The organism is Bacillus sp. AFS037270 (assembly GCF_002585305.1).
In genome coordinates, this window is the sequence record NZ_NUNF01000066.1 from 1 (window position 1) to 18,360 (window position 18,360).

The following is an 18,360-nucleotide window of genomic DNA, read 5'->3' on the forward strand; positions in this document are numbered from 1 at the left end:
CTCGGTCGTCAATAGCCTCTCTTGGCTACCCTCGAGGCTCTTTTTTCTCTTGCTCGGTCGTCAATAGCCTTCATTGACTCCCTTGGGGCTCTTTCAAAAAGAGTTATTCATATTTACCGCCGGTTGTAATCGCATTTTCCGAAAAACCCACGACATGGTTCTTCTTTTCATAGAAATGGGTAGCGTTCTTTAGAACACCATCCCTTGTATAAAAAGGACTCATTTCATCTAGTGGAAGTTTTACTGTTTGCCCTGTACTAGAAGATTGATAGATGGCTGTAATGAGCTCAAGCGTTTTTCTGCCTTCATGTCCATCTACTAATACTTCCTTCTTCCCTTCTATGGCCGAGAGTACATCGTCAATTTGGGCGGTATGACCCTCATAATCTAGATTAGACAATTGCTCATAGGCCGCTTGCAGTTTTTCTTCTAATTCTTCATCCTTTTCCGGAAACCCATTTTCCTTCGATTTTGATGCACAAACCTTCCACGGGACAGAGACACGTGCATTTTTCCCTTGAAAAATTAGCTGCTGTTCTTCTCCGTGATGCACAACGGAGCTCGTAATTTGGGCCAAACTGCCATTAGAATAGCGGCAGATGGCCACTGACAAATCCTCCACCTCGGCGTTATCATGTGAGGTATTACTCGCAATCGCCGTTACATCAGCAGGCATCCCATTCATCCAATGGAAAATATCAATATGATGGACTGCATGATTTAATGTACAGCCGCCCCCTTCTTTTTCCCAGGTTCCCCGCCACCACAAATCATAATAACTATAGCCCCTCCACCAGAAGGAATCGACCTGCGTATGGACAATTGGACCCATCAGCTTTGTATCAAGAATCGACTTTAACTTCATCATTGGGTTGGTAAAGCGGTTTTGTGATACAACCGATAAAATCTTGCCGCTCATCCTTTGTGCTTGATTCATAGCATCACATTCTTCTAAAGAAGAGGCCATTGGTTTTTCGACAAGTACATGCTTTCCTGCATGTAAAAAGGCAATGGATAGTTCAGCATGTGTATAAGGAGGGGTACAAATAGATACCAAATCAATATCCGGGCGTTGCAACATCTCTTTATAATCGCTGTATATATCTACTTTTATATTGTGAGTCTGAGCGCTTTTTACTGCTTTTTCAGAATAGATATCACAAATGGCGACGATATTACATCTTCCTAAAAATTGTTGATAGGCTCTAATATGTGCTGATGCAATGGCACCTGTACCAATTATGGCTACGTTAATCATTTATCTACCAACCTTCCAAACTCATATTTTTGGGGATAAAACAATTCTTAGACACCTGAATAGGACATAAAGCCGCCATCCACTGGCACGCTTATGCCTGTGACGAATCCACTTGCATCCTTGTCAGCAAGCCATAGCAAAGTCCCAAGTAAATCTTCAGGTTTTCCTAGGCGCCTCATCGGTGTATGGGCTAAGATTTTATTGGTTCTTTCTGTATTCGTTCCATCTGGATTCGTTAACAAAGCGCGATTTTGTTCGGTTAAGAAAAACCCAGGTGCAATCGCATTTACCCGGATACCTGTCTCAGCAAAATGGACGGCAAGCCATTGTGTAAAATTTTCAATTGCCGCTTTTGCTGCACTGTACGCCGGAACCTTTGTCATTGGACTAGGAGCGCTCATCGAAGATATATTAATGATCGATCCTTGATTATGAATCATTTTTTTTGTGAAAATTTGAGTAGGAATTAACGTACCAATAAAGTTGAGGTTAAATACATAACCAAATCCTTCTGTGGTCATATCAAAAAAGGTCGTTAAATCTGATTTTTCAAGGTCACTTATCTCAAAGATTTCCTTTGTGGTAATCCCTTTTGGATGATTTCCACCTGCCCCATTAATTAATAGGTCACAGCTTCCATATTCAGAAGAGATGATCTCTTCAGCTCTTTTTACGCTTACAACATTTAATACATCACATTCGATGGCGAGGGCTTCCCCGCCAACACTTTTAATTTCGTCTGTTACTTTTAAAGCCTTTTCATAGGTGCGATTTAAAATCGCCACCTTCATTCCTTGCCGGGCTAACTCCTTCGCCATGCAGCCGCATAAAACTCCACCGCCGCCTGTAACTACTGCAACTTTTCCTTTTAAATTCTGGTTTAATGGAAGCATAAGTTTTGTGTCCTCCTTGTTGTTCTATTCTGTATAAACGCTTTCAAGTTTTTTACTTCTAAAACCATTAAAAGCTAGTAACCTTCCAAAACGCTTCCTTTGGCTGATGATTTTCATCGAACAAGAATGGCCAGTTTTTACGGCCTCTTACTGGAAAATCATTTAACCAAGTATAATCATCGGCAGCCCCCCAGAACGTTACGGCTGTAATTACCTCTCGATATTCTCTAAGTAATTCGAATACCTGTTGATATCTTTGGGTCTGCAGTTCATTAATTTCAGCTGTTGGTGCTGCAAGGTCTGTCCGCTTGTCTTCATGGTTGAAAACGGATATATCCAATTCTGTCAGCTGCAGCTTTAGTCCAAGTGATGCATATCGCTCAATGGCCGCACGAATGTCCTCTAGGCATGGGTTTGTTAAATTCCAGTGTGCCTGAAGACCGACTCCGTGAATAGGGACCCCTTTTTCAACCAATGATTTAACAAGCTGATAAATCTTTTCCCGCTTCTCTGGATTGGATTCATTATAATCATTGTAAAACAGCAGGGCATCGGGGTCAGCTGCATGTGCAAATTCAAAGGCCTTTTCTATGTAATCTTCGCCGATGATGTCTAGCCAATTAGTTTTTCTGTACAATTCAGGCCCTTCGTCAGTTACTGCTTCATTGACTACATCCCAACAGTAAATTTGTCCTTTATATCTCTGCATGACAGTGGTCATATGGTCCTTCATCCGTTGTAACAATTGATCCCTAGTTACCCTTTCTCCTTCAGAATTCATAAAAACCCATGCAGGCGTTTGATTGTGCCACACCAATGTATGACCGCGCATCTTCATCCCACGGCTTTGTGCAAACGCTGCCAATTTATCGGCTCTTTCAAATGTAAATTTGCCCTCTTCCGGTTGTAATAACTCAAATTTCATATCATTTTCTGCTGTAATACTATTAAAATGTTTTGCTAATAAATTCTGCTGAGTTTCTATTGTTCGAAGATTTACTGCTGCACCAATGTTAAAATAGCTTTCATAGACTTTCTGTAACGAAGGTAACTCAACACTTGTCTTTGCCATTATGGACCATCTCCCATTAACATTTGGATTTTGATAGTTTGTTTATACAGTCAACAAACTAACGATATGTTTATCATATAAAATTTATAACTCATTGACAATAAAAAAACAGGTTTTTTTCAAAAAACTCTGTTTTTTTATTACTATTTTGAAGTATCTTCGTTTTTAGTCTGAACCGGTACTAATAACCTCATTCCTGGCCCTCCCTTTTTGAAGAATAATAAAATCAACAAGGCCGATATTACCAATTTGGCGATATCGGCCTTGTTTGCAATTTCTTTATCCTACTTTTGCGTCGCTAATTTAACCCGATCTTGAACCACTTTATTCATCGTTTTTTCATATGATTTAATATCGAGCTCATTGAATTGTTTCTCATACTCATTCCATAAAGAATTAAATTGTGACGGTTTTGCTAATACCATTTTAGCCATATATTTCTTTTCCAGATCCGAGGCCTTCTGGTCGAAAATCTGGGCTGGAGAGCCTTGTTCAAGTTGTGCACTCCATGCCGGGAACCACGGGCGGTCTTCCGGTTTCGCAAACAGGTCTGAGAATACTTTTAAGCCGTATGCTTCCAATAATTTTTTATCACCCTCGGTGTAGGAAGCTTGCGCCACTTCCTGTTGTTGTGCCGGGATCCAAGCGTTACCATCCTTGTAAAGTCCACCACCGACAGGCCAATACCAAGTAAAGGTCGTAAAGCCAAACTTGTCATTAAATTTCGGATCTTGCGTTTTTGCAATTTCTTCCGGAGTACGATAGAATCTGCCTTTGTCGTTGACTTCATAAGTTTGTCCCTTAATTCCCCACTCAACCAGCTTTTGATTGTCTTCTTTACAAAGAGCGTCAAGATATTTAATAATCCGGACAGGATCTTTCGCACTGACGGTAATCCCGACACCGCGATTGTTGACAAATGTCGGAGGGTCGATATAGGCATCTCTTATGCTGGCATCAAAGGTAATTGGCAATGCCATGTAGCGCAAATCGTCATTGCCAGCCTGTGTCAGACTATTTAAAGCCTGGGCAGCCTGCCATTGATAATCAAAGAATCCCAGGACACGCCCTGAAGCAATCTTCGCAAGATATTCATCATAATTGGAAACGAATGCTTCTTTATCAAATACTCCTTTAGCATTAAGATCATTTAATTTTTGCAGATAGGTTTTCATCCAATCCTTGTTTGCATAAACAGAGGCTTTCTGTGTCTTGGCATCGACAATAGTATTGGCGCCATCATTTCCATAACCGGCTGCGTGCCTTGCACCATCACGGATTGTAAATCTCCAATCATAGTTTAAGGATGTATAGCCGATCGTAGGAGAACCATTCGTCTGTGGATGTTTTTTCTGGAAGTCTTCTATTAATTTGAAATATTCATCAATTGTCTTTACTTTTGGATAGCCTGCTTCCTTCAGGACATCACGCCGGATCCAAAATGCACTTTGCTGAATATCCGGGTATGCTGCATATCCCTGGTTCGCGCCAAATGGAATAAAATAAATTTTCCCATCCTTTGGATCTTTCATTTGATTTAAGTAAGGACCGTATAATTTTTTAAGATTTGGGGCATGTTTATTGATCAGATCAGTTAGATCAATAAAACCTCCTGCTTGTACCACTTTATCGATTCCCTGGTCGGGAACAAGAAGGTCTGGATATTTTCCGCTGGCAATCATGGTTCCTATCTTTGTATTCACGTCACCCACAATGTGTTCTACCTTGAAGTTAACACCTGTTTGTTTCTCAAGCTCTTTTCCAATGGTTGTTTCGTTGGTATTCAAGTCTTTCCCTGCGGCACCGGCATTAAAATAAGTAAAGGTTACAGGTGATTTGTCATTCTTGCTGGAACTTGTACTTGCACTTTGATCTTTAGTACATCCTGCTGCAGTCAATAACATCGTAGCCATTATTGGCACAATCAAAAGCTTCCTCTTATTCATTTGCTATCCCCCTTGCAATTTGTAAACACTTTCATTATAAAATGTAAGGGTTTTCAAAAATACCTTAAAAACTTTATTTTTAACTTTGAAAAGTATAGTTGTTTAAAATTTCTGATATTTTTTTGTTTGATGGGGATTTTTTTGATCCCAAGTGTACCGTCAAAATTTACAATAAAACGTCTAAGGTTTTATCCAATATAAAATAAAATAAAATAAAAAAACCTGAAGACCAGATTCATGTTCTTCAGGTTTTTCACTTATTTAAACGCTATTTCTATTGCTAATACAGATTTTGCCGGCAATACCATGGAAATCCAATTCCCCTGGACTTTAATATCATTAAAATTACAAGGTTTAATTTGGTCCGGTTGTTCAAATGTGTTACAGGCATTCATCGTTGGAGCTGTCAGAATCCGAGCATTAACACTTGAAATTGCATTTTCTCCCTTTAAGTTGCAAGTGATTTCTTCGTTATGATTTGGATCAAGATTACATAATGTAATATGAACTTTTCCTTCCTGATCACGCGAAGCAGAAGCGTTAACAACAGGAATACTGCCATCACTAAACAGGTAATCTCTTGTATTTAAATCAAGAGGAATTAGGGTCGAATCTTGGTGATCTTTATACATATCAAATACATAATAGGTCGGAGTTAAGAGCATATCGGGACCATCAGTCAGAATTAAAGCCTGCAGAACATTAATTAACTGTGCTATATTGGCCATTTTAACCCGATCGCAATGATTGTTAAAAATATTAAGTGTAACCCCGGCTATTAAAGCATCACGCAAGGTATTTTGTTGAAATAAAAATCTTGGATGTGTCCCTTGCTCGGGTTCATACCATGATCCCCACTCATCGACTACAAGTGCGACTTTTTTATCCGGATCATATTGATCCATCACATTAGAGTGATTGGTATTGAGTTCATCCATATAAAGCGTTCTTTGCATGTACTCAAACCACAAGCTTTCATCAAATTTCGTTGCACTTGTATAATTTAGACGATTTCTTACATAGTAATGAAGACTAAGTCCCCACATTTGAGGACGATAGTACTCCCAAACGGAATTGATTGGTTTATCATGTGTGGAATTTTTCAGTTGCTGTGTCTCCTTTGTACATTCACGCATGATTACTTCTGTCCAATGGTAGTCTGCTTCGCTGGGACCACCGGCAATTTTAAGGATATTGTTCCCGGAGTAATTATTCACATAGGTCTGGTATTGTCTGTACTTTTCGGCATATGTTTCTGCTTTCATATGACCACCGCAGCCCCAGTTTTCGTTACCTATTCCAAAAAACTTAACCTTCCAAGGTTCAACCTTCCCATTTTTCTTTCTTAAATTGGCCATTGGGGATTGACCATCAAAGGTCATATATTCAACCCATTGCTGCATTTCTTGTACAGTACCGCTTCCGACATTACCACAAATATATGGCTCAGTCTCAAGCTGTTCACACAAATCCATAAATTCATGTGTACCAAAATGATTATTTTCTACCACATGCCCCCAGTCTGTGTTAACCATATAAGGTCGGTCTTTACGTGGTCCAATCCCATCTTTCCAATGGTAATTATCAGCAAAGCATCCCCCAGGCCAACGCAGATTAGGGATTTTGATTGCTTTTAAGGCTTCCACTATATCATTTCGTATTCCACGAGTATTAGGAATTGGGGAATCGTCGCCAACCCAAAGTCCATTATAAATACAGCGACCAAGATGCTCAGCAAAATGACCATAAATATGTTTACTTATTACGTCCTTACCTTTGCTTAAATCCAAATTAATAAATGATGTCATCTTTATTCCCATTCCTTTCGCTTCGCTCAAGGGGCACAAAGCGTAGAAAATAATATTTTGTGCCCTGAGCTATGTTCAGTATGTTTATTTTTATACTGTCTACACAAGAGGAATCATTCAGAGAAGCTTGCAGTTGAATAAAGGCTTTGGGATACCCTAATTAGCAGTTTACGTGAAGGGTGCCAATCTCCTGATCCTTGATGAACAGTTTCCCGTCAATCAGGGCAGAGTTGGTAAAAGGCGTTGGCCCGATACTGAAACAGTGTATCCCGTTAATGGTCAGGTTCTTGCAATTGTTAATTAAGGTTGCGTTGGGATGCTGAATGTCGATGGCCTGTACTCTGTATTGGAACAGATTGGCGATTTCGAGATCCCAACAATTCTCGATTTGGAGCGAAGAAGCATATTCGCTTCCAAGGTTCTCTTCCGTCTGCAGCGCAACAATCTTCCAGTTGGAAACGTTCTCCAACACCACCTCAACATCAAGATGGTGCTCAACGGAAATCATCCAAATCTGGCCTGGAGCGGAAGTGTTGCTGATATGGAAGCCATCCTTGGTCCAAACGTCAGGCATCCAAATGTTCTTGAACACACCCGCACCCTCGTCGTGGATATAAACACCGTAATAACGGCCGCGGCCTTTCTTGGTGCTGCCATGACCGCCAAAGTCAAAGAGGCAGTCTTCCATGATGGAGGATGGATCGCCCAGCCATTCTACCTGAATGACACCTTTGTTCTTGCCGCCATCGAAGCAGATGCCGGAAATATGGTTCAATCCTCCCTTTGGAATTTTGAACATGGCGGCAGGAGCTCGATCGTTGTCATATCCCGTGGAATGATCCTTCAGTTTTAGTCTGGTCTTCGAACATTGAAGACCGAGAATGGCGGTATCCTGCTTCAGTTCAAGCCCTCGGGTGATCAAATATTCACCCTGTGGCAGATAGATTGCCTGCTGTCGAGCAATAGCGTTCTCAAACACCTCGGTATCATCGGTCACACCATCCCCCTTTGCCCCCAGATCCTTGATGTTGACCCAATCCGAGAATGGAGGCATTGGTACATAGTCAGGACTGGATGCATCAGGAAGGCTTTCTTCCGGCTCAACATGATACCGCAAATCAAAGCGGCGGTTGATGTCCTGATTTTCCACATCGATACGTAAGCCCATGTCGATGTTTACGCTGTAGCATTCCGTATTCGGTTCGATGTGGGGCACCCCTATGTGGTGGTTATACTGATAGCCGAAGGATTCAAAGAACCTCGGCACATTTTTGCAATGAATTTCGCTTCCGTGCAGCCAGTTCTGCGGATATCGCACCATGTTCATACTGATGCCGGCTTCTGTCAAATTCTCAAGGCGGCAATCCTGCATATATAACCTCTCAAATTCTTCAATATAGTGGTTGTCCCGCTCCTTGTTGGGTACGTACAAACCGTAAGGGGCATTGGAGAGTGTGTTTCGCAGCATGGTCATGCCGGCACGATAAGTCGAGATGCATGCCTTGGACTGACCGGAGAAAACACAGTCACCTAGATAGAAAGGCCAATAAGGTACGGTTTCACCGGTGAGAATGCCGAACTGCCCTCCAAAGAATCGACAGCGTTCCATTTCGTTACCGACCATCTCTACAGCTGCACGATTGTCTTCCATGTAGAAGTCGACATCTTCTATGGAGCAAAGCTGCGCCACACGGAAACGGCAAGCGACCAATCCGGGGTTACCCTTGCCCAGTTTGAAGTCTATGTTCCGGATGCCGCTGTAAAAAGTGGTATTCTGTGCATCCCGCAGCTCTTCGCCGGGGTCCGGCTTATTCACACGGAAATGAAAGATGTATGTGGAATCCGGTCCCTGAAAACCCGGAGTGTTTTCCGCCACAGTGAATACCGGACGTTCGGCTCCAAAACCGATGAGGCGGATGCCCCGCCACAAATTCACCGTTCCCTCGAAACGATAGGTGCCTTCCGGGATAAAGATAATTCCGTTTTCTACCTCCGCTTCCAGCTTGTCGATCACCGCCTGCATTGCGGCTGTATTATCACCTTTACCGCTTGAATCAGCACCGAACTCCTCCGCCGAAAACACATGGGCCTTCGGATCATCCGGTTGAACAGGAAAAATTGATTCGCCATATTCCAAAATTATTCATCCTTTCTTTGCATGTTTGCTTACTTTTAAAAAGTACTCAAATAAAAAAGGACATTTAGTCCTTTTTTTACCCTTTTCACTGGGATCGCATTTAGGAGTTTTATAGGATCAGCCTTTAACCCCGCCAAGTGTTAAACCTTTAACAAAATATTTTTGCAGGAATGGATAAACCATAATAATAGGCAAACTCGCAATAATCGTCATCGTTGCCCGAATGGAAGTAGGCGTTACCATGTTTGCTTGTGCAGTTGTATTCGCCATGGCATCAGACGCTGTTTTCCCCGACATCGAGGCATTCGAATTTTGCAGAATTTTCATCAGCTCGTATTGTAACGTACTTAAATTTGAATTTGATGAGTTGTATAAGAAAACATCGAACCAGGAGTTCCATTGACCAACGGCCACAAACAGTGAAACCGTCGCCAATACCGGCAGCGACAACGGAAGAACAATTTTGATAAAAGTAGTAAAATCTCCTGCTCCGTCGATTTTTGCTGATTCAAATAAACTATCAGGAATTCCTTCAATAAAAGAGCGAATAACGATGAGATTAAATACTCCAATAATTCCTGGAACAATATATACCCAAAAGCTATCCAATAAACCCAGGTCTTTGATGAGCAAGTAATTCGGAATCAAACCGCCGTTAATATACATCGTGATAACGAAGGCGATAGTTACGAATTTTCGCAGGACATAATCTTTTCGGCTGATTGTATAAGCGACCATTGCCGTACAAAGGACGGAAATCAGTGTTCCGATTACCGTTCTTAAAACTGAAATAAAGAAGGCATGAAAAATACTGGCCTCGCCAAATACATACTTATAATTTGCCCAGGTAAATATTCTTGGCCATAAAAAGATTCCTCCCTTTAGGGAATCAGTGGCTTCATTCAAAGATACAGCCACCTGGTTTAAAAACGGATATAGCATAACTACGCAAAGAAAAATCATAAATGTATAGTTGAAAATATCAAAAAGATAATCGCCTACTCCGCTATGATTTTTTGTTGCTTTAAAAAACTTCCTTTGTTTCATATGTCTCCCTCCTAAAACAGCCTTGGCTGATCAAACTTTTTAGCGATATGGTTAGCAGTAAACAGGAAGATGAAACTAACGACTGTCTTAAAAATACCGGCTGCTGTGGCAAGCGAAAAATTACCCATTGAAATCCCGTATTTTAATACATATATATCGAGGTTTTCCGAGTAGTCAAGGTTCATTGGATTCCCTAGTAAATATTGGGCCTCAAAGCCAGATTCCAAAATATATCCTAAATTCATGATCAGCAATATAATGATGGTTGGTTTTAAAGACGGAAGTGTAATATACCTGATCCTCTGCAGCCTGGTTGCACCGTCAATATCCGCTGCTTCGTATTGTTCTGGATCAATCATCGTAATGGCGGCCAAATAGATGATCGTATTCCAGCCGACATTTTTCCAAACATCGGAAACTCCGTTAATTCCCCAAAACCAAGTTTCCTTTCCAAGCCATAGTATAGGCTGATGAATGATGCCCAGTTTCATTAATACAATATTGACAATTCCCGTATCTGTGGAAAGAGAATAAGAAATGATGCTTGCCGCCACCACCCATGAAAGAAAGTGAGGCATATAGCTGATGGTTTGAACGATTTTCTTAAATTTGCTATGTCTGATTTCATTTAAAAGTAGGGCAAGACCAATTGCGGTGACAAACCCCAATACAAGATTAATAACACTCATGCCCAGCGTATTGCGAAGCACCCGGTAAAAGTTTGCGTCATCGAATAAAAACTTGAAATGTTTTAATCCACTCCATGTTTGATCAAACATGCCTAATGCCGGTTTATAATCCTGAAAAGCAATGCTCCAGCCCCATAAAGGGACGTACTTAAAAATAAACAACCAAATCAGGAATGGAATACTCATGGCCATAAGTGCCTTTTGGGTCTTCAATTTTTTGAGAAATAGCCCCTTTTTCTTATTAGACTGAATGGAAACTGGAGATTGAATCAACTCATCAGCAACTTTCGTTTCTGCCTGCATTACTAGCCCTCCCTTTAAGAAAAGTACTAAGTCCCTTTTCCTTCAAATGTTATAAAGCTTCCCTTGATAAGTGTCTACTAAAATGGTCAAGGCCGATATAGTCAATTTGGCAAATATCGGCCTTGATTGGATTCTCTTTACCTACTTTTGCTCAGCTAATTTAACCCGGTCTTGAACTACTTTATTCATTATTTTTTCATATGGTTTAGAATCTAGGGCATTGTATTGTTTCTCAAACTCACTCCAGAGAGAATTATATTGAGATGGCTTAGCTAATACTAATTTAGCAAAATATTTCTTTTGCAAATCCTGGCTTCTTTGGTCGTAAATTTGCGCTGGAGATCCTTGTTCAAGCTGTGCGCTCCATGCTGGGTACCACGGACGGTTTTCCGGTTTCACAAACAGGTCGGAAAACACTTTTATGCCGTATGCGGATAATAATTTCTTATCCCCTTCGGTGTAAGAAGCTTGCGCCACTTCCGGTTGTTTCGCTGGGCCCCAGGCGTTACCATCGCTATACAGACCATCACCGACAGGCCAGTACCAATCAAAGGTCGTAAAGCCAAACTCGTCATTAAATTTCTGATCTTGTGTTTTTGCAATTTCTTCCGGAGTACGATAGAATCTGCCTTTGTCGTTGACTTCATAAGTTTGTCCTTTAATTCCCCACATAACTAACTTCTGATTTTCCTCTTTACAAAGTGCATCTAAATATTTAATGATTCGAACAGGATCTTTTGCACTAACAGTAATACCAATACCGCGGTTGTTTACAAAAGCTGGCGGATCGACATAGGCATCTCTTATGCTAGAATCAAAGGTAATTGGCAATGCCATGTAACGTAAATCATCATTGCCGGCTTTTGCCAAACTATTTAAGGACTGGGAAACTTCCCATTGATAATCAAAGAATCCCAAGACACGTCCCGAAGCAATTTTCGCAAGATATTCGTCATAATTGGAAACAAATGATTCTTTATCAAATACTCCTTTAGCATTAAGGTCATTTAATTTTCCAAGATAATTTTTCATCCAATCCTTGTTTGCAAAAACAGAGGCTTTTTGTGTCTTCGTATCGACAATAACGCCGCCATCATTCCCATAACCGGCAGCATGCCTTGCACCATCACCTACGGTAAATCTCCAATCGTAGTTTAGTGATGTATAGCCGATCGTAGGAGCACCATTCGTCTGTGGATGTTTTTTCTGGAAGTCTTCTATTAATTTGAAATATTCATCGACTGTCTTCACTTTTGGATAGCCCGCTTCTTTCAAAACATCGCGACGGACCCAAAATGCGCTTTGTTGAATATCCGGGTATGGTGCATATCCTTGGCTGGCGCCAAATGGGATAAAATAAATTTTCCCATCCTTCTGATCTTTCATTTGATTCATGTAAGGGCCATATAATTTTTTAAGATTCGGGGCATATTTATTGATCAGGTCAGTTAGATCAATAAATCCTCCTGCTTGTACCACTTTATCGATCCCTTGATCGGGAACAAGAAGGTCTGGATATTTTCCGCTGGCAATCATGGTTCCTATCTTTGTATTAACGTCACCCACAATGTGCTCGACCTTAAAGTTTACACCGGTTTGTTTTTCAAGTTCTTTACCAATGGTGGTTTCATCGGTATTCAAGTCTTTTCCTGCGGCACCGGCATTAAAATAAGTAAAGGTTACAGGTGATTTGTCATTCTTACTGGAACTTGTACTTGCACTTTGATCTTTTGTACATCCTGCAGCAGTAAATAACATCGCAGCCATTAATGGTACGGCCAAAAACTTCTTGTTAATCATTTGCTACCCCCCGTTTCTTTTTAATTACATGTTTATTATAAAATGTAAGGGCTTTCTTCAAGTACCTAAAAACTATAGTTGTTACTTAGTAAAGTATAGTTTGTTTTGTGAAATTTCTATTTTTTTGTCTTTTATACTGGTTTTATAGGGGATTTTCATCGTAACAATGGTTCCTTTTTCTTTCTCACTATCCACATAAAAGTCAAATTGGTCCGCGTAGTACAGCTTCAAACGATAAAACACATTCTTTATACCCACACTTTTTCCCATTTCGTCTTCATTTTCTAAGGAGTAGAGTATTTGTTCCTTTTTATCTTCAGGCATTCCTACACCATTATCCATGACGATACAAGTTAATATATCTTGATTAACTGTGACTTTTACACTAATTTTCCCATTTCCCTTTAACGGCTCTATTCCATGAATACTAGCATTCTCAACAAATGGCTGGAGAGCCATATTGGGAATCATGCATTGTTCTGCAGCCTCATCTATATCAATTTCATATTCTAGCTTTTCACCAAATCGGTATTTTTGGATTTCAAGAAAACTTACGACTAGGTTTGCTTCCGATCGGACCGTTACCATGTCTTTTCCCCAAGTAATGGAGTTACGAAAGATTTTGGCCATATTATGGATAATATTAGCGGTCTCTATCTCCTCTTTCATTAAACTTCTCATTCTAATGGTTTCAAGCGCATTGAATAAAAAGTGCGGATTAATTTGACTTTGGAGAGCGCTAAGCTGAGCACGATTTCGTTTAATCTCCATCTCTTGCTTTTGGATATTAGCCATAAATACATCTTGAATCAATTCCTCAATTTTCCTTACCATACGATTAAACTCACTAGTTAAGATTCCTATTTCATCCGTGTATTCCGGATCGGGAATCTTTTCAAAATTCTGATCACCCATTTTTTTAACATGTCTAAATATTCGCTTTAATCTTCTTAAAAAGGATCGATTAATTAATATAATGATAATAGTAGGAATAATGATATTGATAAAAGCCAAATAGAGAATAAAGCGTCCTGATTTGTTAACTGTATTAAGCATCGCTTTTTCCGAGACAGTCCCGACGACTTTCCAGTTTTGAAGGTAGGCTTGGTCCAAACCGGTCGAATCTAAGATTACAGTCTTATTTGTCTTTGAAATCTGACTAAATGGAATTAGCTTTTTTTTCAATGTTAAATCCTTTTTAGTTGAATACTCAATTTCCCCCTTATCATTGAGAAGGAATACATCTCCTTTAAAGGTAACATTATTGAATATTTTTTCGATGGTTGAGGGATTAATTTCGATTCTTACAATCTTTTGTTTATTATTAAAGTTAAAGTAATCAAGCTTTCTTATGATACTGAACGTTGATGTTTGATTATCAATCATTGAATTCAATACGATAGGAGACGTATTATTCGTTTCTATTAATTGTTTATACCAAGCCAATTTTTTGATTTGCTCTGTTAATGGATAGACACCGCCCGAATATATAATCGTAGGGTTATCCGTATAAAATCGTATCGAATTGATTGAAGGATTAATAGGGCTTGATTGGTTAAAGGTTCGTAAATAAGTGTCATAATCATCCACATAATCCACATCTGACGGATAATCTCTCTCCAGGAATAAATTAATATTGGTATTGGTATAAAGAGAGGAAGATATCCCGACGGCATCGTCGATAATCTTCCCAAAATCATTACTTATTTGGTTCAATGCCAGCTGCGAGTCGTGCATTTGCTGCTGTTTTACATTGTTTATCGTAACCGTGTAAAAAATAATATTGGTTAAAACAATCGGAATAAGGACTGAAAAAATATACATAATCAATAATTTTTTACTTAAACGCAAATTATGAAAACTAAATTTTGCTTTTTTCATGGTGATCACACTTTTCTTTTCTCCAGGAGTTTATTCCGATATTCAGAGGGAGTTATTTTTTCAAACTTCCCAAACATCGTCACAAAATAGTCAGTATTATTAAAACCTACTCTTTCTGCAATTTCATATATCTTCAGTTCCGATTGCCGCAGCAGTTTTTTCGCCTCATTAATTCTTACTTGCAATAAATAATCTTTAAAATAGATCCCATAGGTTTTCTTAAATAACTGTCCTAAATAGACAGGATTCATATAAAACTTTGCTGCGATAGATTTCAAACTTATATTCTGCCGATAGTTTGAGTCTACAAATTGTTTAATTTTATGAGCTTCACCATCTGCAGATTGTTTACGAAGGATCGTGATCATCTCTTTACTTTCGAGCACAAATTCAAGAAATTGTTTCCTTAATTGCGGCAAGGTTAAATTATAGTTTTGCAGTTGAAGCATGGTCTGGAAGTTTTTTAAATTCGATACTTCCCCTTCCATATTTTTAATAATTTTTAAAATTGCGTGTACAAATCGATTGATGGATGCTTTCACTGCTACTCGGGCCATTTTTTTCGAGGCAAACTGTAGGAAAATTTTATCTATTGTTTCCATAATGTCCATGGTTGTATTTTCTTCTATTTGCTCCATTAATAGATGATAATAGGAATCCTCGATTTCTGTATAGGTAATCGATTTATTGTTTTCTATCTCTTTTGAAAGAATAATATTTTTATCTTCATACACATACTTATACTCGCGTGCATTTTTTGCTGCTTCAAAGGAATCTTTTAACAAATATAATTTAGGAACAGCAGGACCAATATAAAAGGTAACCTCTTGAGTCATATTACTTGTAAGTAGTCCATTAATCCACTTCACAAAATGACTGATTTGCATTTGGAAACGATGCAGATAGGTGGAAGGAATTAATAATCCATAACTCCCTTGTTCTAACTCTTGAATAAATACCCCCACATGTGGATCACAAATATCGCGAATGATATTAGTGATTTTTTCCTTCACTTGATTTTCAGGGGCCGTTTCACTAAGTGGTACGGGAAGTCCATTGATTTCCAAAATCAAATAAAAATATTCAGCGGCATTACTTAAGGATAGTTCTTTTGAAAAGTTGTATGCATCCTCTTCATTCACTTTTCCATAAATGAGATTTTCAAGTAAGACGGCTTTCTTTATTTCGATGTTCCTATAAAACTCGACCTTTTCTTCTGTTATGGTTTTAGAAAGTGATTGTAAGGTCTCTTCTATTTCTTCTTGGTCAATTGGCTTCAGGATGAAATCATGCACACCATAACGAACCGCTTGTTGGGCGTACTTAAAATCACTATATCCGCTAATAATAATGAATTTAGGTTGATACCCCTCTTTTTCCATCACATGTTTAATTAACTCTAATCCATCTAAAACAGGCATTCGGATATCAGTTATGACGAGTTCAGGATTTACTTCATCAATAAGTGCTAATGCATCTTCACCATTCGCTGTCTCTCCAGCAACCTCAAATCCACATGCTTTCCAATCTATTAAACTTCTTAATCCTTTCCGGAAAAAATTTTCATCATCAACTAAAATCACTTTGTGCATGTCTATTCAACTCCAATTAGATGAAATTAGCGAATGGGCGCTTTAATAGATCACCTAAATCTAAAGCGCTTACATATAAAAAAAAGACACATATCATACTGATATTTTTTACTAATCTTTTTAGAGTACTTCAATGGTGAAAGACTAAAAAATAAAGTTCGTTAATAACCTTATTTATACTCATTTTATCACGGAACATAGTTTAGTGGTTAAACTATCTGATTTTTTTTTGAAATTACTCTTTATTTAATAAAAACTATTAAGCCCCTTAAGTTCAATAGCTTGAGGGGCTTCATTGGATTGTCAGTATTTAAAATGTAGGGCCAATCCGCCATATACCAAAATCATGATGTTTTAAGATTTCTGCTTTTGTTAATTTCCCAGAACAAACATCCAAGATTCCTCTAAAAATTCTTTCCCAACGTTATCAATTGATTCTTTTCCTTCGATAATCGTTCCTGCATTTAAATCAATGTTTTCACCCATTTTCTCAAATTGTACTTATTTTGATAACTGGAGCAATAGGTGACCCGGTTGGAGTTCCGCGGCCTGTCGTAAATAATACGATTTGTGCTCCTCCAGCAGTCATCCCTGTAAGTTGTTCAATATCATGACCCGGTGTATCCATCCAAACCAGTCCCTTTTTTATAGGCTTCTCAGCATAAGCAATGATTTCTTGAAGCGAACTTGTTCCAGCTTTATTTGCAGCTCCAAAATAAAAGAATACCCTTCGCTTAAATAAATACGAAGAGCATTCTTTAGTCTATTTTCAACTTACTTAGGCATCCAAATCTTATAATTTCCGCTAAGCGCTAGTATGCTAAAAAAATAAAGACAGTTATCGTAATATCGTCTTACACCCGTTCGAACAGGTGTATTCCAGAATCGTTCCACCCATTTTAAACGGTCTGGACCATCGGCTGCCAGGGATGCCATCGCATTAGTTGCAAGCAAGCCGACCGGATGGAGCGATTTTTCCTCCAATGGTTCCCCAGCAATCGTATAACGTCGATAATCTTCTAAGTCCTTATCAGCAAAGAAGGCTTGGATTTTATTCGCCTCTTCCGTTTCCCATTCATCCCCTCTAAACCACTCATAGTCAAGGCCAATATTAGCTGCAACCCGATAGGCATCACTGAAAAAATGACCATAACCTCTTTCATTATTTGGAGTGCCATCATAGTAGGCGTACTCTGGGCTTAAGCCTGTTTCAGGATGACAGGAAATTTTTAAATACTCCCTGCTCGCCTTACTTGCTTCCTTCCAAAATGAACGGTCCTCCTCATAAGCCCACAACGCAAATAATTGATAAAAATGTGGTAAATGATAGGATGGGTCTGAAAACTCACAATTAGGGATAAATTTAATTAACTTATTATCTCTATTCCACATTGGGAAACCGATACCGTCTTCCCCTTTATGAAGGCAGGTCCGAAGAATGTCTTTTGCTTGAACGCTATAGTTAAAAGGAGCTGGACCATCTCCCCAACGGTGAGAGGCAAAGAATAAGGCCATCGCAAAAAACTCTTCCCCATCCGGTGCTGGACCGTAAGCATTTTTCGTACCATCAGGCTGACAAGACCAGGCAAAGTAACCCGCGTTTTCTCCCGTCGTCATAAACATGTATTTAAAAGTCCATTTCCAAAGGTGGTCAAAAACATCCTTATTATCCATTTGTACTGCCATCATCATTCCATAGGACATGCCCTCGGTCCGTATATCGAGGTTCCCAGTATCGAGCATGTAGCCTAAATCATCTCCGACTGGATAATAGATTCTCGTATCTTCATCCCCATTAAAGAGCTGTTCCCAATTGTCCTTAATTCTCCTATTAATTTCCTCATCTGTTTTGCCGATTTCTTTGAAGAGATTACGATATTCCCCAGTGTAAAAAGAGCCTTCCTGCTTTTCAACTAACTTTGTCATATGTTCCC

At 39.2% G+C, this 18,360-nt stretch carries 12 protein-coding genes and 1 pseudogene; all 13 read right to left on the reverse strand.

The window, feature by feature from the left end; translation table 11 throughout:
* Window positions 1-103: 103 nt before the first annotated feature.
* The 13 genes and pseudogenes from COD92_RS26405 to COD92_RS26465 all read right to left on the reverse strand — a co-directional run bounded on the left by COD92_RS26405 (window position 104) and on the right by COD92_RS26465 (window position 18,352).
* Complete coding sequence (locus COD92_RS26405; RefSeq protein ID WP_098531742.1) at window positions 104-1,258, reverse strand: Gfo/Idh/MocA family protein; 1,155 nt, start codon at window positions 1,256-1,258, stop codon at window positions 104-106.
* Between the two features lie 47 nt (window positions 1,259-1,305).
* Window positions 1,306-2,151, reverse strand: coding sequence for an SDR family oxidoreductase (locus COD92_RS26410; protein ID WP_098531741.1), 846 nt, complete (start codon window positions 2,149-2,151; stop codon window positions 1,306-1,308).
* Window positions 2,152-2,218: 67 nt separating this feature from the next.
* The gene (locus tag COD92_RS26415; RefSeq protein WP_098996659.1) at window positions 2,219-3,223 is read right to left on the reverse strand and encodes an endo-1,4-beta-xylanase; all 1,005 of its coding nucleotides are present in this window, start codon (window positions 3,221-3,223) and stop codon (window positions 2,219-2,221) included.
* 284 nt (window positions 3,224-3,507) lie between these two features.
* Complete coding sequence (locus COD92_RS26420) at window positions 3,508-5,169, reverse strand: ABC transporter substrate-binding protein (RefSeq protein WP_098531739.1); 1,662 nt, start codon at window positions 5,167-5,169, stop codon at window positions 3,508-3,510.
* A gap of 257 nt (window positions 5,170-5,426) precedes the next feature.
* A complete protein-coding gene (locus COD92_RS26425; RefSeq protein ID WP_218011300.1) occupies window positions 5,427-6,989 on the reverse strand; it encodes an alpha-N-arabinofuranosidase in 1,563 nt (520 codons plus the stop codon).
* A gap of 148 nt (window positions 6,990-7,137) precedes the next feature.
* Window positions 7,138-9,114 carry a glycosyl hydrolase family 28-related protein gene (locus COD92_RS26430; protein ID WP_098531737.1) on the reverse strand — a complete coding sequence of 659 codons (1,977 nt, stop codon included), beginning with the start codon at window positions 9,112-9,114 and terminating at the stop codon, window positions 7,138-7,140.
* 117 nt (window positions 9,115-9,231) lie between these two features.
* Window positions 9,232-10,161 (reverse strand): carbohydrate ABC transporter permease, encoded by a 930-nt coding sequence (locus COD92_RS26435; protein WP_098531736.1) that lies wholly within the window; start codon window positions 10,159-10,161, stop codon window positions 9,232-9,234.
* A gap of 11 nt (window positions 10,162-10,172) precedes the next feature.
* Entirely contained in the window at window positions 10,173-11,153 is a 981-nt protein-coding gene (locus COD92_RS26440) for an ABC transporter permease (protein ID WP_098531735.1), read from the reverse strand.
* A gap of 141 nt (window positions 11,154-11,294) precedes the next feature.
* A complete protein-coding gene (locus tag COD92_RS26445) occupies window positions 11,295-12,953 on the reverse strand; it encodes an ABC transporter substrate-binding protein (protein ID WP_098531734.1) in 1,659 nt (552 codons plus the stop codon).
* Between the two features lie 81 nt (window positions 12,954-13,034).
* On the reverse strand, window positions 13,035-14,834 hold the full coding sequence (locus COD92_RS26450) for a sensor histidine kinase (protein ID WP_098531841.1): 1,800 nt from the start codon (window positions 14,832-14,834) through the stop codon (window positions 13,035-13,037).
* A gap of 5 nt (window positions 14,835-14,839) precedes the next feature.
* On the reverse strand, window positions 14,840-16,426 hold the full coding sequence (locus tag COD92_RS26455; protein WP_098531733.1) for a response regulator transcription factor: 1,587 nt from the start codon (window positions 16,424-16,426) through the stop codon (window positions 14,840-14,842).
* Window positions 16,427-16,736: 310 nt separating this feature from the next.
* Window positions 16,737-17,138, reverse strand: a pseudogene (locus COD92_RS26460) (UxaA family hydrolase); the annotation flags it as partial.
* 62 nt (window positions 17,139-17,200) lie between these two features.
* The gene (locus COD92_RS26465) at window positions 17,201-18,352 is read right to left on the reverse strand and encodes a family 8 glycosyl hydrolase (protein WP_098531732.1); all 1,152 of its coding nucleotides are present in this window, start codon (window positions 18,350-18,352) and stop codon (window positions 17,201-17,203) included.
* Window positions 18,353-18,360: the final 8 nt, after the last annotated feature.

Coding starts and splice junctions, on each gene's coding strand:
- COD92_RS26420 (WP_098531739.1), bottom strand. CDS start 5,169: ATGAATAAGAGGAAGCTTTTGATTGTGCCAATAATGGCTACGATGTTA.
- COD92_RS26455 (WP_098531733.1), bottom strand. CDS start 16,426: ATGCACAAAGTGATTTTAGTTGATGATGAAAATTTTTTCCGGAAAGGA.
- COD92_RS26405 (WP_098531742.1), bottom strand. CDS start 1,258: ATGATTAACGTAGCCATAATTGGTACAGGTGCCATTGCATCAGCACAT.
- COD92_RS26445 (WP_098531734.1), bottom strand. CDS start 12,953: ATGATTAACAAGAAGTTTTTGGCCGTACCATTAATGGCTGCGATGTTA.
- COD92_RS26435 (WP_098531736.1), bottom strand. CDS start 10,161: ATGAAACAAAGGAAGTTTTTTAAAGCAACAAAAAATCATAGCGGAGTA.
- COD92_RS26425 (WP_218011300.1), bottom strand. CDS start 6,989: ATGGGAATAAAGATGACATCATTTATTAATTTGGATTTAAGCAAAGGT.
- COD92_RS26440 (WP_098531735.1), bottom strand. CDS start 11,153: ATGCAGGCAGAAACGAAAGTTGCTGATGAGTTGATTCAATCTCCAGTT.
- COD92_RS26450 (WP_098531841.1), bottom strand. CDS start 14,834: ATGAAAAAAGCAAAATTTAGTTTTCATAATTTGCGTTTAAGTAAAAAA.
- COD92_RS26410 (WP_098531741.1), bottom strand. CDS start 2,151: ATGCTTCCATTAAACCAGAATTTAAAAGGAAAAGTTGCAGTAGTTACA.
- COD92_RS26415 (WP_098996659.1), bottom strand. CDS start 3,223: ATGGCAAAGACAAGTGTTGAGTTACCTTCGTTACAGAAAGTCTATGAA.
- COD92_RS26465 (WP_098531732.1), bottom strand. CDS start 18,352: ATGACAAAGTTAGTTGAAAAGCAGGAAGGCTCTTTTTACACTGGGGAA.